The following is a 13,654-nucleotide window of genomic DNA, read 5'->3' as shown; positions in this document are numbered from 1 at the left end:
CCCATCAGGCGCTATTGGCTGTGAAGTGAATAGCGTCTTTTTCATGAGTGAAGCACAGACAGTGAATTCTTTATCCTTTTTAAACACATTATCCTTTGCGCTGGTGGGCGCAGCCTTCACCCTTTTATCAGGGTGTAATACCAAGTCAGAGCAAGCGCCTGAATTACACTACACGATGCAAGTCCCTGTGGGTGGCAACACGTGGGTCGATGGCGAAATTGCGTTGTCTGAGACTTTAGTGAGCGACAATGGTGTGAACGAGTGGCGCAGTGAGCACGGTGCCTTAGCGACCTATTTTTATGTCTCCGAAGTCGGTTCTCTCGATTTAGGTATGTTGGCGCGCGTTACCGATAAGCCGGTTACAATTGATGTCACTTTAGGCAAACAAAATCGCCGCATTGAAGTGAGCAATACCCAGATGGTACAAGTACCAGTGGGTAAATTTGAGGTGCAAACTCCAGGCTATCAGAAAGTGATCATTTCAAGCCCAAGTAACAACAGTCACGCAATGCCAATCATCAGTAATTTACTTATTGGTGGCGAGGTAACCGCGGGTGAGACGTATTACGTAAAAGATGATTTTTATTGGGGACGACGCGGTCCTTCAGTGCATTTGCAATATCAAATGCCTGATGAAACACAAAATTATGAGTGGTTTTACAATGAAGTAACCGTGCCCGAAGGGCAAGACACTCTCGGCTCTTATTACATGGCCAATGGCTTCGATGGTGGTTACTTTGGTATTCAAGTGAATTCTGACACTGAGCGCCGCGTGTTGTTCTCTATTTGGAGCCCGTACACCACAGATAACCCACAAGCGATCCCACCTGAGTACCGTGTGGAGCTGCTGAAAAAGGGTGAGAATGTGCACGTTGGTGAGTTTGGCAACGAGGGCTCCGGTGGCCAAAGCTTTATGCGATATAACTGGGAAGCGGGCGTCACGTATGGCTTCTTAACCAAAATTACCCCGGTGGAAGGCACCGATAAAACCGACTTCACCGCCTATTTCTTTGACCCGAATGAGCAGCAGTGGCAACTTATCGCCAGCTTTAGACGCCCAAAAACAACTACTTATTTAGCGGGTGCGTATTCTTTCTTGGAAAACTTCATGACGGGGGCTGGGCAGTTTGAACGTTTCGCTCAGTATGACAATCAATGGGTGAAAACCGCGCAGGGCCCTTGGCAGGAAGTAACGTCAGCGCGTTTTACCTACGATGCCACCGCACGAAAAGAAGCACGGCTTGATTATCAAGGCGGCGTGAATGATGCGGGGTTCTACTTGAAGAATACGGGCTTTTTCTCTGAGCACACAACCTACAACACTGTGCTGACACGCTTACCCCACGAAGTCGCGCCAGATATTAACTTTGAGCTGCTGCCTTAGTCAGTTCGTGGAGCTGACCTAAGGGTCAGCTCAATGCCAGTAGCGGACCTTGATGCGTAACTCGTCTCTTGACAATTATGAGTTAGAATGAATGGGCTTTTTTAAATAAAATTTTGTTTTCTATTGTGTTTTTTCTTTAAAGCCCAAAGTATTTTGACTTGGTGTAACTAGATGACACAATGAACTGGTTTGGAGGAGTTTAGAACCAAATTTTAATTTCTTATTTTTATGAGGCATGACTTGATTAATTCTGATTGGCTAAGAACATTCTGTGCGTTGGCAGAAACACAAAATTTCACTAAAACGGCCAGTTTGCTTCATATGACACAGCCGGGCGTTAGTCAGCATATATTCAAATTGGAACAATATCTGAATAAAACCCTCATAATACGAGAAGGGAAAAGTTTTGAGTTAACACCTCATGGGATTGAGGTGCTGAAATACGCTCAAGATCTGTTGCGAAACGAGACGCTTTTAAAAGAAAAACTTGGCGACGTTGACCCTTTCTCTGGTACTTGCCGGATCTCTATGCCCGGAGGTGTGGGAAATTTGGTGTATCCGTGGCTCATAGACTTACAAGTTAAACTACCTAAACTTAAAATTCATATTCAATTTAATCCTACAAAAATTGTTGATGAGTTGGTTCGAAACAACGAATGTGACATAGGACTTGTTACACATAATCCCGATACTGAAGTTTTTAGCAGTCAGGCTTTTTTACATGAAAAGCTTTGGTTAGTGCTACCCATGAATAGCACCTCAGAGGGATTTACTGAGCTTCAAAAGTTGGGCTTTGTTGATCATCCTGATGGCAAAAAAATGGCGGCGAAAGTGTTGCCTGTGTTGTATCCCGAGGAGTTTAGCGGGGTCAATTCATTATCTATTTCTGCTTACACCAACTCAGCACCTAAAATTTGTCATCATGTTAGTGCTGGTATTGGATATACGGTCTTAGATGAATTTATGGTTCGTCTTAGCTCTGAATACAATAAACTCCGTATCGTTAACTCTGTCGATATACCATCGGATGAAATCCGATTTATTTATAAGAAAAAGTGGCCCCTGCATCCGAGATATCAATACGTGATGGATTATCTTTTAGAGCGCGCTAAGCTTTTTCGAACCGAAAATTACTAGTAGCAAGACATCATTGCACCAATAACAAATTGTTATTGGTGCGATGACAAATGATAATTATATTTTCTAGATTCCCTCCGCGTAACCTTAGTGCTGTACGTAATCCACTCAGTTAGCGACGGAGTTTCTATGAAAAATATATTAATCATTAACGCACATCACCCTTACCTGTTTTCGGAAGGTAAGCTCAATGCTGAAATCATCAAGCGTATTGAACACAACCTGACCGAAAAAGGCTGCGTCGTCCGACACAGTGCATCATCTTCAGAATACGATATAGAGCAGGAACTTGAAAAGCATCGCTGGGCAGATCTAATTGTTATTCAGGCTCCTTTGAACTGGTTTAGTATTCCTTGGCCTATGAAGAAATATATGGACGATGTTTATACAGCAGGTCTAGATGGTCGAGTTTGCAATACCGATGGACGAGTTATCGAAAAACCAAAAGAGAATTATGGTACTGGAGGCACCCTTACGGGCAAGAAACTCATGCTATCAATGACATTTAACGCACCGAAGGAAGCGTTTGATAATACTGATGAGTTTTTAATGCAGGGTAAAAGTGTCGAAGACCTCATGCTACATATGCACGTGAATTACCGTTTCCTTGGCATGGAGTCATTGCCTAGCTTTATTTGTTATGACGTGATGAAAAATCCAACTATTGAAGACGACTTTGTTCGCTTAGAAGCGCACTTAGATCACTATATTCAACCAGCTTTAGCATAAGGGGCATTGATATGAAATATGTACTCATAACAGGTGCCAGCTCTGGTATTGGTTTAGCCATGTGTCACAAGTTTGCTAGCAAGGGGCACAATCTTATTATTGTGGCACGCAGCGAGGACAAATTAAATACATTGAAATCTGAACTTGAATCGCAATTTCACATCGACGTGATTGTAAAAGTGGTTGACCTCTCAACTTTAGGCGCTGCACAACAACTTTACGATCAATGTGCAGAATATCAGATTGAAGTTCTGGTTAATAATGCAGGTTTCGGTGATTTTAGCAACGTATGGGATATGAGCTTAGATAAAGCAGAGCAAATGCTAGACTTAAACATCAAAGCATTAACCGCATTGTCACTCAATTATGTTAGAGACTATCGAGACAAAGCTGCAACATTAATCAATGTGTCATCGATAGGCGGCTATAAAATGTTTCCTACCGCAGTCACTTATTGTGCAACAAAATTCTTTGTTTCTGCATTTACTGAAGGTATAGCTGAAGATCTACGGGCTGGTCAAAAGCCAATGAGAGCGAAGGTATTAGCGCCAGCGGCTACTGCGACTGACTTTTTTAATCAAGCTTACACCAATTCAGGTTTGGAGTCAGACGCATCAACTGACCGCTCACAATATACACCTGCATCAGTGTTGGCTACTTATACTTATCAACTATTTCAGAGTGAGCACATCGTCGGTCACGTAGACGGAGCGGGACAACTTATGTTGCAACCACCTATGTTTGACTATGTTCACGCAACAGTATAACTGATGAGATAAGCTGAGCTAAAGAAACTAATGCGCTCAATTAAGAGTAATACAGGGGAATAGCGATGACAGACTTTCTACGAATATCTTTCGTGTTTTTAGTCGCTTGAGTCATCGCTGTTCCTTTTGCCCCCAAGCTCTCTCTGGGGTCTGTGCTGGGTTTCGCCGTTGATTCAAAAACCTGAAGACACACGTGAAGAAGCTTTCCCTCAGGATAATACAATCATTATTGTAGGTTCTGGACGTGTTGGCTGCTTGGTTGGTCGGATAATTCAATCAGCAGGTTTTAAGACAACAGTAATTGATCACAACGATAAACAACTAGAAGCACTTCAACGTGTAGGAGCCCATGACTATTTTGGTGATGCAACGAGGCCAAATCTCTTAAGTGCCGCAGGGATTAGTGAGGCAAATTTGCTGGCGGTAGCGCTTAATGATACTGAACAATTTTCAAAGCTTGTGCGCTATGCTCTTCATAATTATCCAAATTTGAATGTTATAGCGAGAGCTGTAGACCGCCACAATGTCTATCAACCTTGTGCTTGTCGCGACATAATTCGCGAGACATTTGACAGCCCACTAAGAATTGGACGTTGTGCATTTGAAGCTCTAGGGATTCCCAAAGAGAGGGCTGAAAAGTTGATCCGCCTGTTTGATAGTGATGATAAAAATTTACTGCACACATTTGGTTAATGTCTCCAAGGTTGGCTTATCATTTTTGTAAGATTAAATTCATCATTACTCAAAAAGAATCGCTATCCCATTTCATCTCTTTGTGAAAGGTTTGTTTTTTCCATAAGAGGTAAAGGAGGAACTATTGATATATAATTGATTTATCAACGAGATACTATTCTAGGTATTATGAAAAAACTGTGTGCTTCGTTATTGTTAATGGTTTGCTTGTCTGCACATGCTTCTGAACTAGCGTTGTTCACTGAGGCTTTTCCCCCTTACAACTTTTCTGAAAAAAATGACGTTGTTGGCATTAACAGCGATATCCTTTCGCGAGCATGCACACTGGCAGAGGTAAAGTGTACGTTTAGTCTTCTTCCGTGGCATAGGGCATTTAAAGAGGCACAATCGACAATAAATAGCGGGGTTTTTTCTACCTCAAGAACAGCGCAACGTGAGCAAGGCTTTATTTGGGTAGGCCCCTTGGTTTCAAGCAACTCATGTTTTTACCGCCTAAAAGAGAGAACGGATATAACGGTTGTAAATGAACAATCGTTGAAGAACTACACCGTGGGTATCACAAGAGGGGATATATACGAGAGTGTTTTACAGGGTATTGGCCTTCAAAAAGGAAAAAACTACCTCACTTACTCAAAAAAGCAGGGCGAAAGCAACATGTTCAAACAAGGAAAGTTAGACTTGTTAATAGGATTATCACTGACTCTGGAATCGCAATTATTTGCTGTGGGGCTGAAGCCAGAAGACGTGGTTCCTGTGTTTGAATTGAATGATGATTCGTTGGTTGGTAACTACCTCGCTTTAAACAAACAAAGCGCACCGCTTGTTGCTGCAAAACTTCAAAATGCGTTGGATAACCTCAAGCAAAGTGGGGAAGTAGAGTCAATTATCTCCAGATATACTGGGGTGCCTATAATGTCTAAAGGGTCTTTGCCGACACCCTTGGAGCGTTGTGTGAATGGTAAAGCAAACTACTAGCTTGCGAGACACTCACTTCACCGATGATAAATAAGAGTTACACAGCATGGCTAATGGTGGATTCTAAGCTTAAGAGTGAGCGTATAGTATGGAACCACCTGCCTGTTGCAAATAGAAAAGTATTATCGACACTGGCGATAGAGGAAGCTGCTTTACATATGGAGGCCGTTATTTCTTTATTGTGCACGTCTTCGCACTGTCCCTCACTTGCCAAAAGATAGTTAACGTCGAGTCAGTGAGGCCAACGCCTCTCTAAAAGGCAATGAAAGAGTTGGCAACAATGAGCAGGGAAGAAGAAAAAGCCAGCTTTCTTCCAGAACAAATGAGTTATTCAGCTCCGCTACCATTGTTCATTTCGTTTTAAAATGTTCGTAATGGATTGTGCAATTGCCCATCTCGGAGTATCGCTAGAATTACTAAGTAATATTATTGCATGCTTGCTGTCAGGATAAGTAAGAATGAGTGACTTATAACCCCTAATACTGCCCGGGTGCCGAGCAATATTTTCCTGTGAGTCACGGTATACTTGCCACCCTAAACCAATAAATATTTCTCCCCATGAAGTTTTCACTTGGGGCTCCAACATACTTTTGAAGGTGTTTCTCTCTAAAAGGGATGGATTGTTTTCGAGAGTGAGTATAAGCCATTTACTTAAATCATCTGCATTAGAAATTAACCCTTCACTTGGGTTAAACGATAAGTCATATGGCCTTTGAGCAGTTATCTTTATTTCTTTACCTTTATACGTGGGCTTGGTGTCTGAAAAATAGGCTGTTTCACGATTGAAGTAACCACTTCTTCTCATATTGGCTGGCTTCAAAATATGTGTATGTAAGTACTGTTCATAATTGACACCGGACACGGTACTAATCAGCACACCTAAAATATTAAAATTAGTGTCACTGTATTCAAAACTTTTATTTTCGATGCATGTTGGTAGAGATTTTATGACGCTATCTAGGTAGGCATTTATCGGTCTTTGCTCCTCAAAGCTTACAGGTTCTATTAAGTCACTTAACCCGGAAGAGTGAGTAAGAAGCTCTTTAATTGTAATGTTGTTCCCTTTAAAACTGGGTATATATCGGCCTATTTTTTCATTTAATTCTATTTTGTCTTCGTCAACTAATTGCATTATTGCTTGAGCTGTAAATAGTTTAGAAATAGAAGCAACGCGATACAGTGATTCTGAATCAGTAGGCACCTTGCGTTCATCATCAACAAAACCAAAACCTTTAATGTAAGTTAGTTTACCTGCTGTGATTATTGCCACAGACATAGATGGGATATCATTTTCTACTCGAATACTTTCTAACGTAGCCGTTAACTCTTCTTGTGTAGTTACGTCATTAGCAATTGTATTAAATGAGAAAAATAAAAGTATTAATAAAATTAATTTATACATCAAACTTCCTTGTGGAACGGAGCGACCGATAAAGTAGGGGGTAACATATCTACTGTATCTAAATAGAAGCGCTGTAACTGCTAAAGGTGACTCTCGCTCGAAAGAGCCGAGCACTATAATCTACTCAAATTGATTATGAGGCTACTATATCTGCGAACTGTTCTAAAGCCATAACGGCTATAAACTCGCTAAAAGTGTCATTTATTACACCACTAGCCACGACTAGAACGGATTCTAATGTGTCTATTAGCGGCTCTTTGGCTGAGCGTTCACAAGTCATTCTTACGTTTATTTATTGACCTTACATGACTACGCTTAGTAACTCACTACCCACGAAAGAGATAAGCATATGCCTACATCAGCCATTCCAGCCGGATTTCATGCTATTACCCCATATCTGATTATTGATGGGGCCACGCGGGCTATCGCTTTTTATCAGGAAGTGTTTGACGCCCAATTGGTGATGCAAATGCCGATGCCTGATGGTGGCGTTGCCCATGCTGAAATTAAAATTGGTGACTCGCATTTGATGCTCTCAGATATGTGCCCCGAAGTGCATTTTCAAAGTCCGCACAAACTCGGTGGCACACCCGTTAGCTTATTGCTGTACGTTGAAGATGTTGATCAGGTGTTTGCCAACGCCATCAAAGCAGGTGCCAAAGAAGTCAAAGCGGTGCACGACCAATTCTACGGTGACAGAGCGGGCACGCTTGAAGACCCATTTGGTCATGTGTGGACCGTTGCTACACACAAGGAAGATTTAAGCGAAGAGGAGCTGATGAAGCGTATGGAAGACTTCATGAGTCAACAGCAAGACGCATAGGGTTTGTCATTAAAAGCAGAGCAACCCAATGAGTTGCTCTTGTTCTTGTCATTTCACCCACTAACACACTCATTAGCTGGTTTGCAAACACTCACTGATTTCATCGAAAATACTCGCATCATCAATGGTTGAAGGGATTTGTAACTCTTCACCATCAATAAGTTGGCGCAGGTTTTTACGCAGTATTTTCCCCGAGCGTGTTTTTGGCAAGCGTGGCACGCAAACGATGTCTTTTAAACAGGCGATGGCGCCAATTTTACCGCGAACCGTGGCTTTAAGCTCTTGCTCTACGGTGGCACAATCACCCTGGTAATCATCTTTGAGCACCACCATAGCCATCGGCACTTGGCCTTTGAGGGCATCGTGAATGGCAAACACCGCACATTCGGCAACGGCTGGGTGGCCCGCCACGATTTCTTCCATTTCTCCTGTAGAGAGTCGGTGTCCTGCCACGTTAATCACATCATCGGTGCGCCCCATAATGAATAGGTAGCCGTCTTCATCTAGGTAGCCTCCGTCACCTGTGAGGTAATACCCCGGATATTGATTGAGGTAACCGGCTTTGAAGCGCGTATCATTTTGCCACACCGTCGGTAAGCAACCGGGTGGTAATGGCAGTTTGATCACCACTGCGCCTTGCTCACTGGCCTCACATTGCTCCCCGTGCACATCCAGAATTTGTACATCGAACCCTGGAGTTGGCACAGTGGCGCTGCCCGCTTTGGTTGGCAGTGACTCAATGCCTATCGGGTTACAGGCAATCGCCCAGCCTGTTTCGGTTTGCCACCAATGATCGAGTACCGGCAACCCCGTTTTTTCTTTGAGCCATTCATAGGTCGGTGGGTCGAGGCGTTCACCTGCAAGGAATAAGCGTTTCAGGCTAGCAGTGTCATAGTGGTTGAAGCCTTGCGCATGTGGGTCTTCTTTTTTAATGGCGCGAAAGGCTGTGGGCGCACTGAACAACGCCGTGACTTTATATTCTTCGACCACACGCCAAAATGCGCTGGCATCTGGCGTTCTTACCGGTTTGCCTTCATACAACACGGTCGTACAACCGAAGATTAGCGGTGCGTACACAATATACGAATGGCCAACTACCCAACCTATGTCGGAGGCCGCCCAAAAGACTTCGCCGGGCTTCATGCCATACACTGTTTCCATGCTGTAGTGCATTGCGACTGCATGACCACCGTTTTCGCGCACCACACCTTTGGGTGTGCCTGTGGTGCCTGAGGTGTACAAGATATAGAGCGGATCGTCGCCAGACACAGGCGTTGCCCCCACAGCTTGGGCACGTTGCATGGCGCTGTGCCAATCCACATCGCGTGGTGCGTGAATTTCTGCCGGCGCTTGTTCACGCTGATATACCACGCAGTGATCAACTTTGTGCTTTGCTTGGTTAAGGGCCTCATCAAGCAAAGGCTTGTATTCAATCACGCGGTCAATTTCGATACCGCACGAGGCGCTGAGCACTAATTTTGGCGTGGCATCATCAATGCGTACCGCTAATTCGTGAGCCGCAAAGCCGCCAAATACTACGGAGTGAATCGCGCCGAGCCGGGCGCAGGCCAACATGCCAATGACGGCCTCAGGGATCATCGGCATGTAAATCACAACGCGATCGCCTTTGGTGACGCCAAGGCCTTGCATAACGCCAGCGAACTTTTCGACTTCATCGAGTAATTGTTGGTAGCTGTATGTGCGTTTGGTGTTGGTAACCGGTGAGTCATAAATCAATGCTGTTTGCTCGCCATGACCACTGTCAACGTGCTGGTCCAGCGCAAGGTAGCAGGTGTTTAGTTCAGCATCGGCGAACCAGTGATAAAAGCCATTTTCATCTTGGTGATAGGCTTTTTGCGGTGAGCTAAACCATGGGATGCGCTTGCTTTGCTGCATCCAGAATTGTTCTGGATTGTCACTGAAAGCACGATATTCTTGTTGGTATTGGCCTGACATACACGGCTCCTAATGCAAAATGTGAGAGACCATATAGAATGTAGGTGCTTTTTCTATTGGGCAAAATGCGACCATAGTCGAGCGTGGTGTGGGTATACAAAAAGGGCCTCAAAAGGCCCTAGAGTTATTTTTTGTAGCGTTCGAACCATGCAAGTGTGTGCTCGATTTTTGAAATCATCCGTGATGGACGACCGGCAATGCCGTGCGGCGACCCAGGTACACGAATCAGTACGGTATCTACCTTTTGCAATTTCAGTGCTTGGTAGAACTGCTCTGACTCTGAGATTGGCGTACGACGGTCTTGCTCACCTGTCATGATCATCGCCGGGGTTGTGACATTCCCTACCAATGACAGTGGCGAGCGCTTCCAGTAATGCTCAAGGTTATCCCAAGGCATGCCCGGGAACTGGTTGCGAATCTGGCCAAGGTAGCTATCTGCAGTCAGCACTTTACTGACCCAGTTAATAACGGGTTTGGTGATGGCCGCAGCGTTAAAGCGATTTGTTAGACCAATGGCATACGCCGTGGCAATGCCGCCTGCTGAGCCTCCTGCAATAAACTGATTGTTGGCGTCGATAAAGCCTTTTGCGATGAGTGCATCTACAGCAGTGTTGTGATCAGCAAAATCCTCTTCAGATGAGTATTTACCGTCTAGTAGCAAGGCAAAGTCTTTGCCATAGCTGGTTGAACCGCGGTAATTCACATACACCACCACATAACCTTCTGCTGCGTAGCGTTGCAGTTCAGCCGCGAAGTGTGGGCCATAAGCTAAATGTGGGCCGCCGTGAATCTCCAGAATAAGTGGGTACTTTTTGCTTTCATCGAAATTAGGTGGGGTAATGTACCAGCCTTGAATTTCTTGCCCATCGAATTGCGACTTCACCGTTAATTCATGGACTTTGCCAAGTTGCTTATGCCCCAAAATATCTTCATTGATGGCACTGACAACCTCGCTCTTACCCTTGCGGACAATGCCTAAATCGGCGGGACGTTGACTGCTACCATGGGTATAAGCAAGCACACCGTTGTTAGCCATGCTGAATTCACCACTGATGTATGGGCGCCCTAGGGTTGTACCAGAGAGCGCATCGGTAATGTCTGAAACCTTACCTTTGGTGGTCATTTTTGCTAGTTTGCGCTTGCCATGGTCATCATATTGAATGACGAAATCGCCTTTTCCTGCCCATGCATAATCAGCCACAGAGCGGTCAAAATTGTTGCTCAGTTGATTCACATTACCTGAGTCCAACTCGAGCATAGCTAATTGTGAGTTGACGTAAGGCACGGTGTCATTGTCACGTGAGATGAACGCAAGGCGCTTGCCGTCGTTCGAATAGGTCGCCTGATACTCTCTGCCTGGTAGGTCAGTTAATTGGGTTTGTATTCCCGTATTCACATTGATCGCGTAAAGGTCTGATTCTGTGGTGCGGTATTCCCACTCAGGATGTTGGTCACTCGAATAAACAAGTTCTGAGCCATCTGGCTTCCAGCTAAGTGGACCTGTGTGTTGAAAATCGCCCAGGGTGAGCTGGCGAGCAGAGCCGCCATCGGCTGGAAGAACAAATACGTGGTTGAAACTGGGTTCTAAAAATCCGCGTCCATCCGCTTGGTAGCGCGCTTTATCAATCACGGTAACGGGCTCTGACCACTTAGCCCCTTTTGGTTTTGTTGGCAGTTTTACCGACTTTACGAAATCTGATTTTCCTTCAGGAAGGCTCATGGTGAAGGCGAGGTGCTTACCATCCGGTGACCAACTTAGATTGCTGACAGATTTCGGTAACTGTGTGAGCAATGCGGTTTTATTTTGCTCGAGCCAATACATGTGTAACTGTGAGGAACCACTGCGATTGCTGCTAAATGCGATGCGCGTCCCATCGGGAGACCAGCGAGCTGAGGAATACGTATGCTCGTCGGCAAACAATGGCGTATGCATGTCTGTTTTTACATCATACAACCACAATGATTGTTTGCCTTTGTCGGTCATGATGTCGTAGCTGCTACGAACATATACGACTTTGTCACCGTCAGGACTGATTTGTGGATCTTTGACATACTCCAATGCGAATATATCTTCTGACTGCAACAAGTTACTTGTTGAAGCGTGAGCGCATGTGGCGGCCATAATTGACGTGCCTAGCAAAACGAAACTAAGTTTGGTCATAGCTTTTTCTTCTTAATGAGCGAAAGATTCATCCTAAGTAGGCACTGGCTTGTGTTCAAGTTGAACTCGACCAAGTGCAATATTTAGCCGATAAACTAAAGTAACCAAAGTATGCTTTAATTAACCGTTATAGGTACAGAGTTATTTTCGGAGTAGCAAAATATGCAAGTAGGGGCTGTGCGTCGGTATCTTTTGGATAAACCTGACGCCATTGTAGATTAACCATTTGGTCCTGAAGTAGATGTGTTTAAAGTGCAGGGCAAAATGTTCGCAACGCTTGTTGAACGAGCCGCGCCAGATGGGCAGTTATGCTGGCAAATGAACCTAAAATGCGATCCCCACGAAGCACTTATTCTTCGAGACATTTTTTCAGCAGTAATTCCCGGTTACCATATGGACAAACGTCACTGGAACACGGTAATTTTAGATGGCAGTGTGCCCCAAGGTGAACTGCAACGATTTATAGATAACTCATATTTGCTGGTGGTTAACAAGCTTCCAGTGAAGGTAAAAAACCGCATAGTTATGTTGCTGCCACAAGGGCAAGGAAAGGTGTAATGAAACGAGTTATTGTCAGCGATATTTTCGGCAGAACCAAAGCCCTAGAAGCATTGGCATACGATCTGGATGCGCACAAGGTGATAGACCCTTATGCGGGGAGTGATTTGGGGTTTGAAAATGAGCAACACGCCTATGCCCACTTTACTCGTCACAGCAGTGTTGATGATTACGGCGCCATTGTGAAAGAAGCCATTTCCCATTATCAAGAACCTATCACGCTAATTGGTTTCAGCGTCGGCGCTGCCGCGATATGGGAGATGATTGGAACGCATCAACAAGAGCATGTCAGTGGCGCGCTACTGTTCTATGGTGGGCAAATTCGCACACGCACTCAGCTGCAACCAAGTTGCCCTACAACCTTAGTGTTTGCACATGAAGAACAACATTTTGATGTGCTAGAGCTGATGTCGTCATTGTCGGTGAAAGAGAGGGTGAATTGCCACAGAGCATCGGGGTTACATGGGTTTATGAATGCTTTGTCTGATAACTACAATCCGCATTGTTATCAGCATTACTTACACACGATAAAGGCAAAGCCCTTGCATCAGTGTGTGTCGACATGTTCATTCAATTATTGAGTGCCGCTTTGTTTAGTTTGGTACTTTTCCAGTAACACGCGCATAATATCGCGCCATGTGATGATGCCTACAGGTGCGCGTTGGTCATTGATGATAGGCACACAGGAGATTCGGTGTTGGTTGAATAACGCGACTACATCGATAAGCTTTGCACTGCTTGGTAACGCGATAGGTGAGTGACTCATCACTTGGCTTACGCGCTTATTAAGCGTAGCGCGATCAGCGGGCGTTGCTGACGCCTTGCCAACATTGGGGCTGATTGCTTTGAGAAAGTCTCTGTCGGACACAACACCCGTTAATACGCCTTGTTCAGTGACTAAAATATGATGAAATTGAGTGCGTTTAAAAATGTCACCGACGACACGCAAAGTCTCATCAGGTGAACATGTCACCACAGGTGAACTCATTATATCGCTCAACTTCATAATGCCTCGTAGATTTCAATAAGTTAGGTCGATACATAGAGTTATAAGCGAAAATGGTCATTT

At 44.5% G+C, this 13,654-nt stretch carries 12 protein-coding genes and 1 pseudogene; 9 read left to right on the top strand and 4 right to left on the bottom strand.

Annotation, left to right across the window (positions count from 1 at the left end):
* Positions 1–43: 43 nt before the first annotated feature.
* The 6 genes from ACH19P_RS12365 (at position 44) to ACH19P_RS12340 (ending at position 5,685) form a co-directional block, all read left to right on the top strand.
* The gene (locus ACH19P_RS12365) at positions 44–1,384 is read left to right on the top strand and encodes a DUF3472 domain-containing protein (RefSeq protein WP_462158827.1); all 1,341 of its coding nucleotides are present in this window, start codon (positions 44–46) and stop codon (positions 1,382–1,384) included.
* 240 nt (positions 1,385–1,624) lie between these two features.
* Positions 1,625–2,521, top strand: a complete 897-nt coding sequence (locus ACH19P_RS12360; RefSeq protein ID WP_462158826.1) for a LysR family transcriptional regulator — start codon at positions 1,625–1,627, stop codon at positions 2,519–2,521.
* A 129-nt stretch (positions 2,522–2,650) separates the two neighbouring features.
* Positions 2,651–3,250: an NAD(P)H-dependent oxidoreductase gene (locus ACH19P_RS12355; protein ID WP_462158825.1), complete on the top strand. Its 600-nt coding sequence runs from the start codon at positions 2,651–2,653 to the stop codon at positions 3,248–3,250.
* An 11-nt stretch (positions 3,251–3,261) separates the two neighbouring features.
* On the top strand, positions 3,262–4,017 hold the full coding sequence (locus tag ACH19P_RS12350; protein WP_462158824.1) for an SDR family NAD(P)-dependent oxidoreductase: 756 nt from the start codon (positions 3,262–3,264) through the stop codon (positions 4,015–4,017).
* A gap of 168 nt (positions 4,018–4,185) precedes the next feature.
* On the top strand, positions 4,186–4,710 hold the full coding sequence (locus tag ACH19P_RS12345; protein WP_462158823.1) for an NAD-binding protein: 525 nt from the start codon (positions 4,186–4,188) through the stop codon (positions 4,708–4,710).
* Positions 4,711–4,878: 168 nt separating this feature from the next.
* Entirely contained in the window at positions 4,879–5,685 is an 807-nt protein-coding gene (locus ACH19P_RS12340) for a substrate-binding periplasmic protein (RefSeq protein WP_462158822.1), read from the top strand.
* 340 nt (positions 5,686–6,025) lie between these two features.
* Here the strand turns inward: ACH19P_RS12340 and ACH19P_RS12335 are convergent, their stop codons facing one another.
* A complete protein-coding gene (locus ACH19P_RS12335; protein ID WP_462158821.1) occupies positions 6,026–7,087 on the bottom strand; it encodes a serine hydrolase domain-containing protein in 1,062 nt (353 codons plus the stop codon).
* A gap of 349 nt (positions 7,088–7,436) precedes the next feature.
* On the opposite strand from ACH19P_RS12335, the gene ACH19P_RS12330 reads away from it, so the two are divergent.
* Positions 7,437–7,910: a VOC family protein gene (locus ACH19P_RS12330; protein ID WP_462158820.1), complete on the top strand. Its 474-nt coding sequence runs from the start codon at positions 7,437–7,439 to the stop codon at positions 7,908–7,910.
* A 72-nt stretch (positions 7,911–7,982) separates the two neighbouring features.
* Here ACH19P_RS12330 and ACH19P_RS12325 read toward each other — a convergent pair whose 3' ends face one another.
* The gene (locus ACH19P_RS12325; RefSeq protein WP_462158819.1) at positions 7,983–9,866 is read right to left on the bottom strand and encodes a propionyl-CoA synthetase; all 1,884 of its coding nucleotides are present in this window, start codon (positions 9,864–9,866) and stop codon (positions 7,983–7,985) included.
* Between the two features lie 124 nt (positions 9,867–9,990).
* Entirely contained in the window at positions 9,991–12,027 is a 2,037-nt protein-coding gene (locus ACH19P_RS12320) for a prolyl oligopeptidase family serine peptidase (protein WP_462158818.1), read from the bottom strand.
* A gap of 162 nt (positions 12,028–12,189) precedes the next feature.
* Here ACH19P_RS12320 and ACH19P_RS12315 point away from each other — a divergent pair.
* Both ACH19P_RS12315 and ACH19P_RS12310 read left to right on the top strand, forming a co-directional pair.
* A pseudogene (locus ACH19P_RS12315) lies at positions 12,190–12,585 on the top strand (MmcQ/YjbR family DNA-binding protein).
* The gene (locus ACH19P_RS12310) at positions 12,585–13,166 is read left to right on the top strand and encodes a dienelactone hydrolase family protein (RefSeq protein WP_462158817.1); all 582 of its coding nucleotides are present in this window, start codon (positions 12,585–12,587) and stop codon (positions 13,164–13,166) included. Before ACH19P_RS12315 ends, ACH19P_RS12310 begins: the two are co-directional and overlap by 1 nt.
* Here the strand turns inward: ACH19P_RS12310 and ACH19P_RS12305 are convergent.
* Positions 13,160–13,591, bottom strand: a complete 432-nt coding sequence (locus tag ACH19P_RS12305) for a CBS domain-containing protein (RefSeq protein ID WP_462158816.1) — start codon at positions 13,589–13,591, stop codon at positions 13,160–13,162. The genes ACH19P_RS12310 and ACH19P_RS12305 overlap by 7 nt on opposite strands.
* Between the last annotated feature and the right edge of the window lie 63 nt (positions 13,592–13,654).

The sequence above is a fragment of the Pseudoalteromonas sp. GB56 genome, assembly GCF_054923835.1.
Note: the sequence above shows the minus strand (reverse complement) of the source record. Positions and strands in the feature narration are given on the sequence as shown.

What these genes read in the sequence shown, in the direction of transcription:
- ACH19P_RS12340 (WP_462158822.1), top strand. Translation starts at nt 4,879, where the DNA reads ATGAAAAAACTGTGTGCTTCGTTATTGTTAATGGTTTGCTTGTCTGCA.
- ACH19P_RS12355 (WP_462158825.1), top strand. Translation starts at nt 2,651, where the DNA reads ATGAAAAATATATTAATCATTAACGCACATCACCCTTACCTGTTTTCG.
- ACH19P_RS12305 (WP_462158816.1), bottom strand. Translation starts at nt 13,591, where the DNA reads ATGAAGTTGAGCGATATAATGAGTTCACCTGTGGTGACATGTTCACCT.
- ACH19P_RS12365 (WP_462158827.1), top strand. Translation starts at nt 44, where the DNA reads ATGAGTGAAGCACAGACAGTGAATTCTTTATCCTTTTTAAACACATTA.
- ACH19P_RS12330 (WP_462158820.1), top strand. Translation starts at nt 7,437, where the DNA reads ATGCCTACATCAGCCATTCCAGCCGGATTTCATGCTATTACCCCATAT.
- ACH19P_RS12320 (WP_462158818.1), bottom strand. Translation starts at nt 12,027, where the DNA reads ATGACCAAACTTAGTTTCGTTTTGCTAGGCACGTCAATTATGGCCGCC.
- ACH19P_RS12350 (WP_462158824.1), top strand. Translation starts at nt 3,262, where the DNA reads ATGAAATATGTACTCATAACAGGTGCCAGCTCTGGTATTGGTTTAGCC.
- ACH19P_RS12335 (WP_462158821.1), bottom strand. Translation starts at nt 7,087, where the DNA reads ATGTATAAATTAATTTTATTAATACTTTTATTTTTCTCATTTAATACA.
- ACH19P_RS12310 (WP_462158817.1), top strand. Translation starts at nt 12,585, where the DNA reads ATGAAACGAGTTATTGTCAGCGATATTTTCGGCAGAACCAAAGCCCTA.
- ACH19P_RS12325 (WP_462158819.1), bottom strand. Translation starts at nt 9,866, where the DNA reads ATGTCAGGCCAATACCAACAAGAATATCGTGCTTTCAGTGACAATCCA.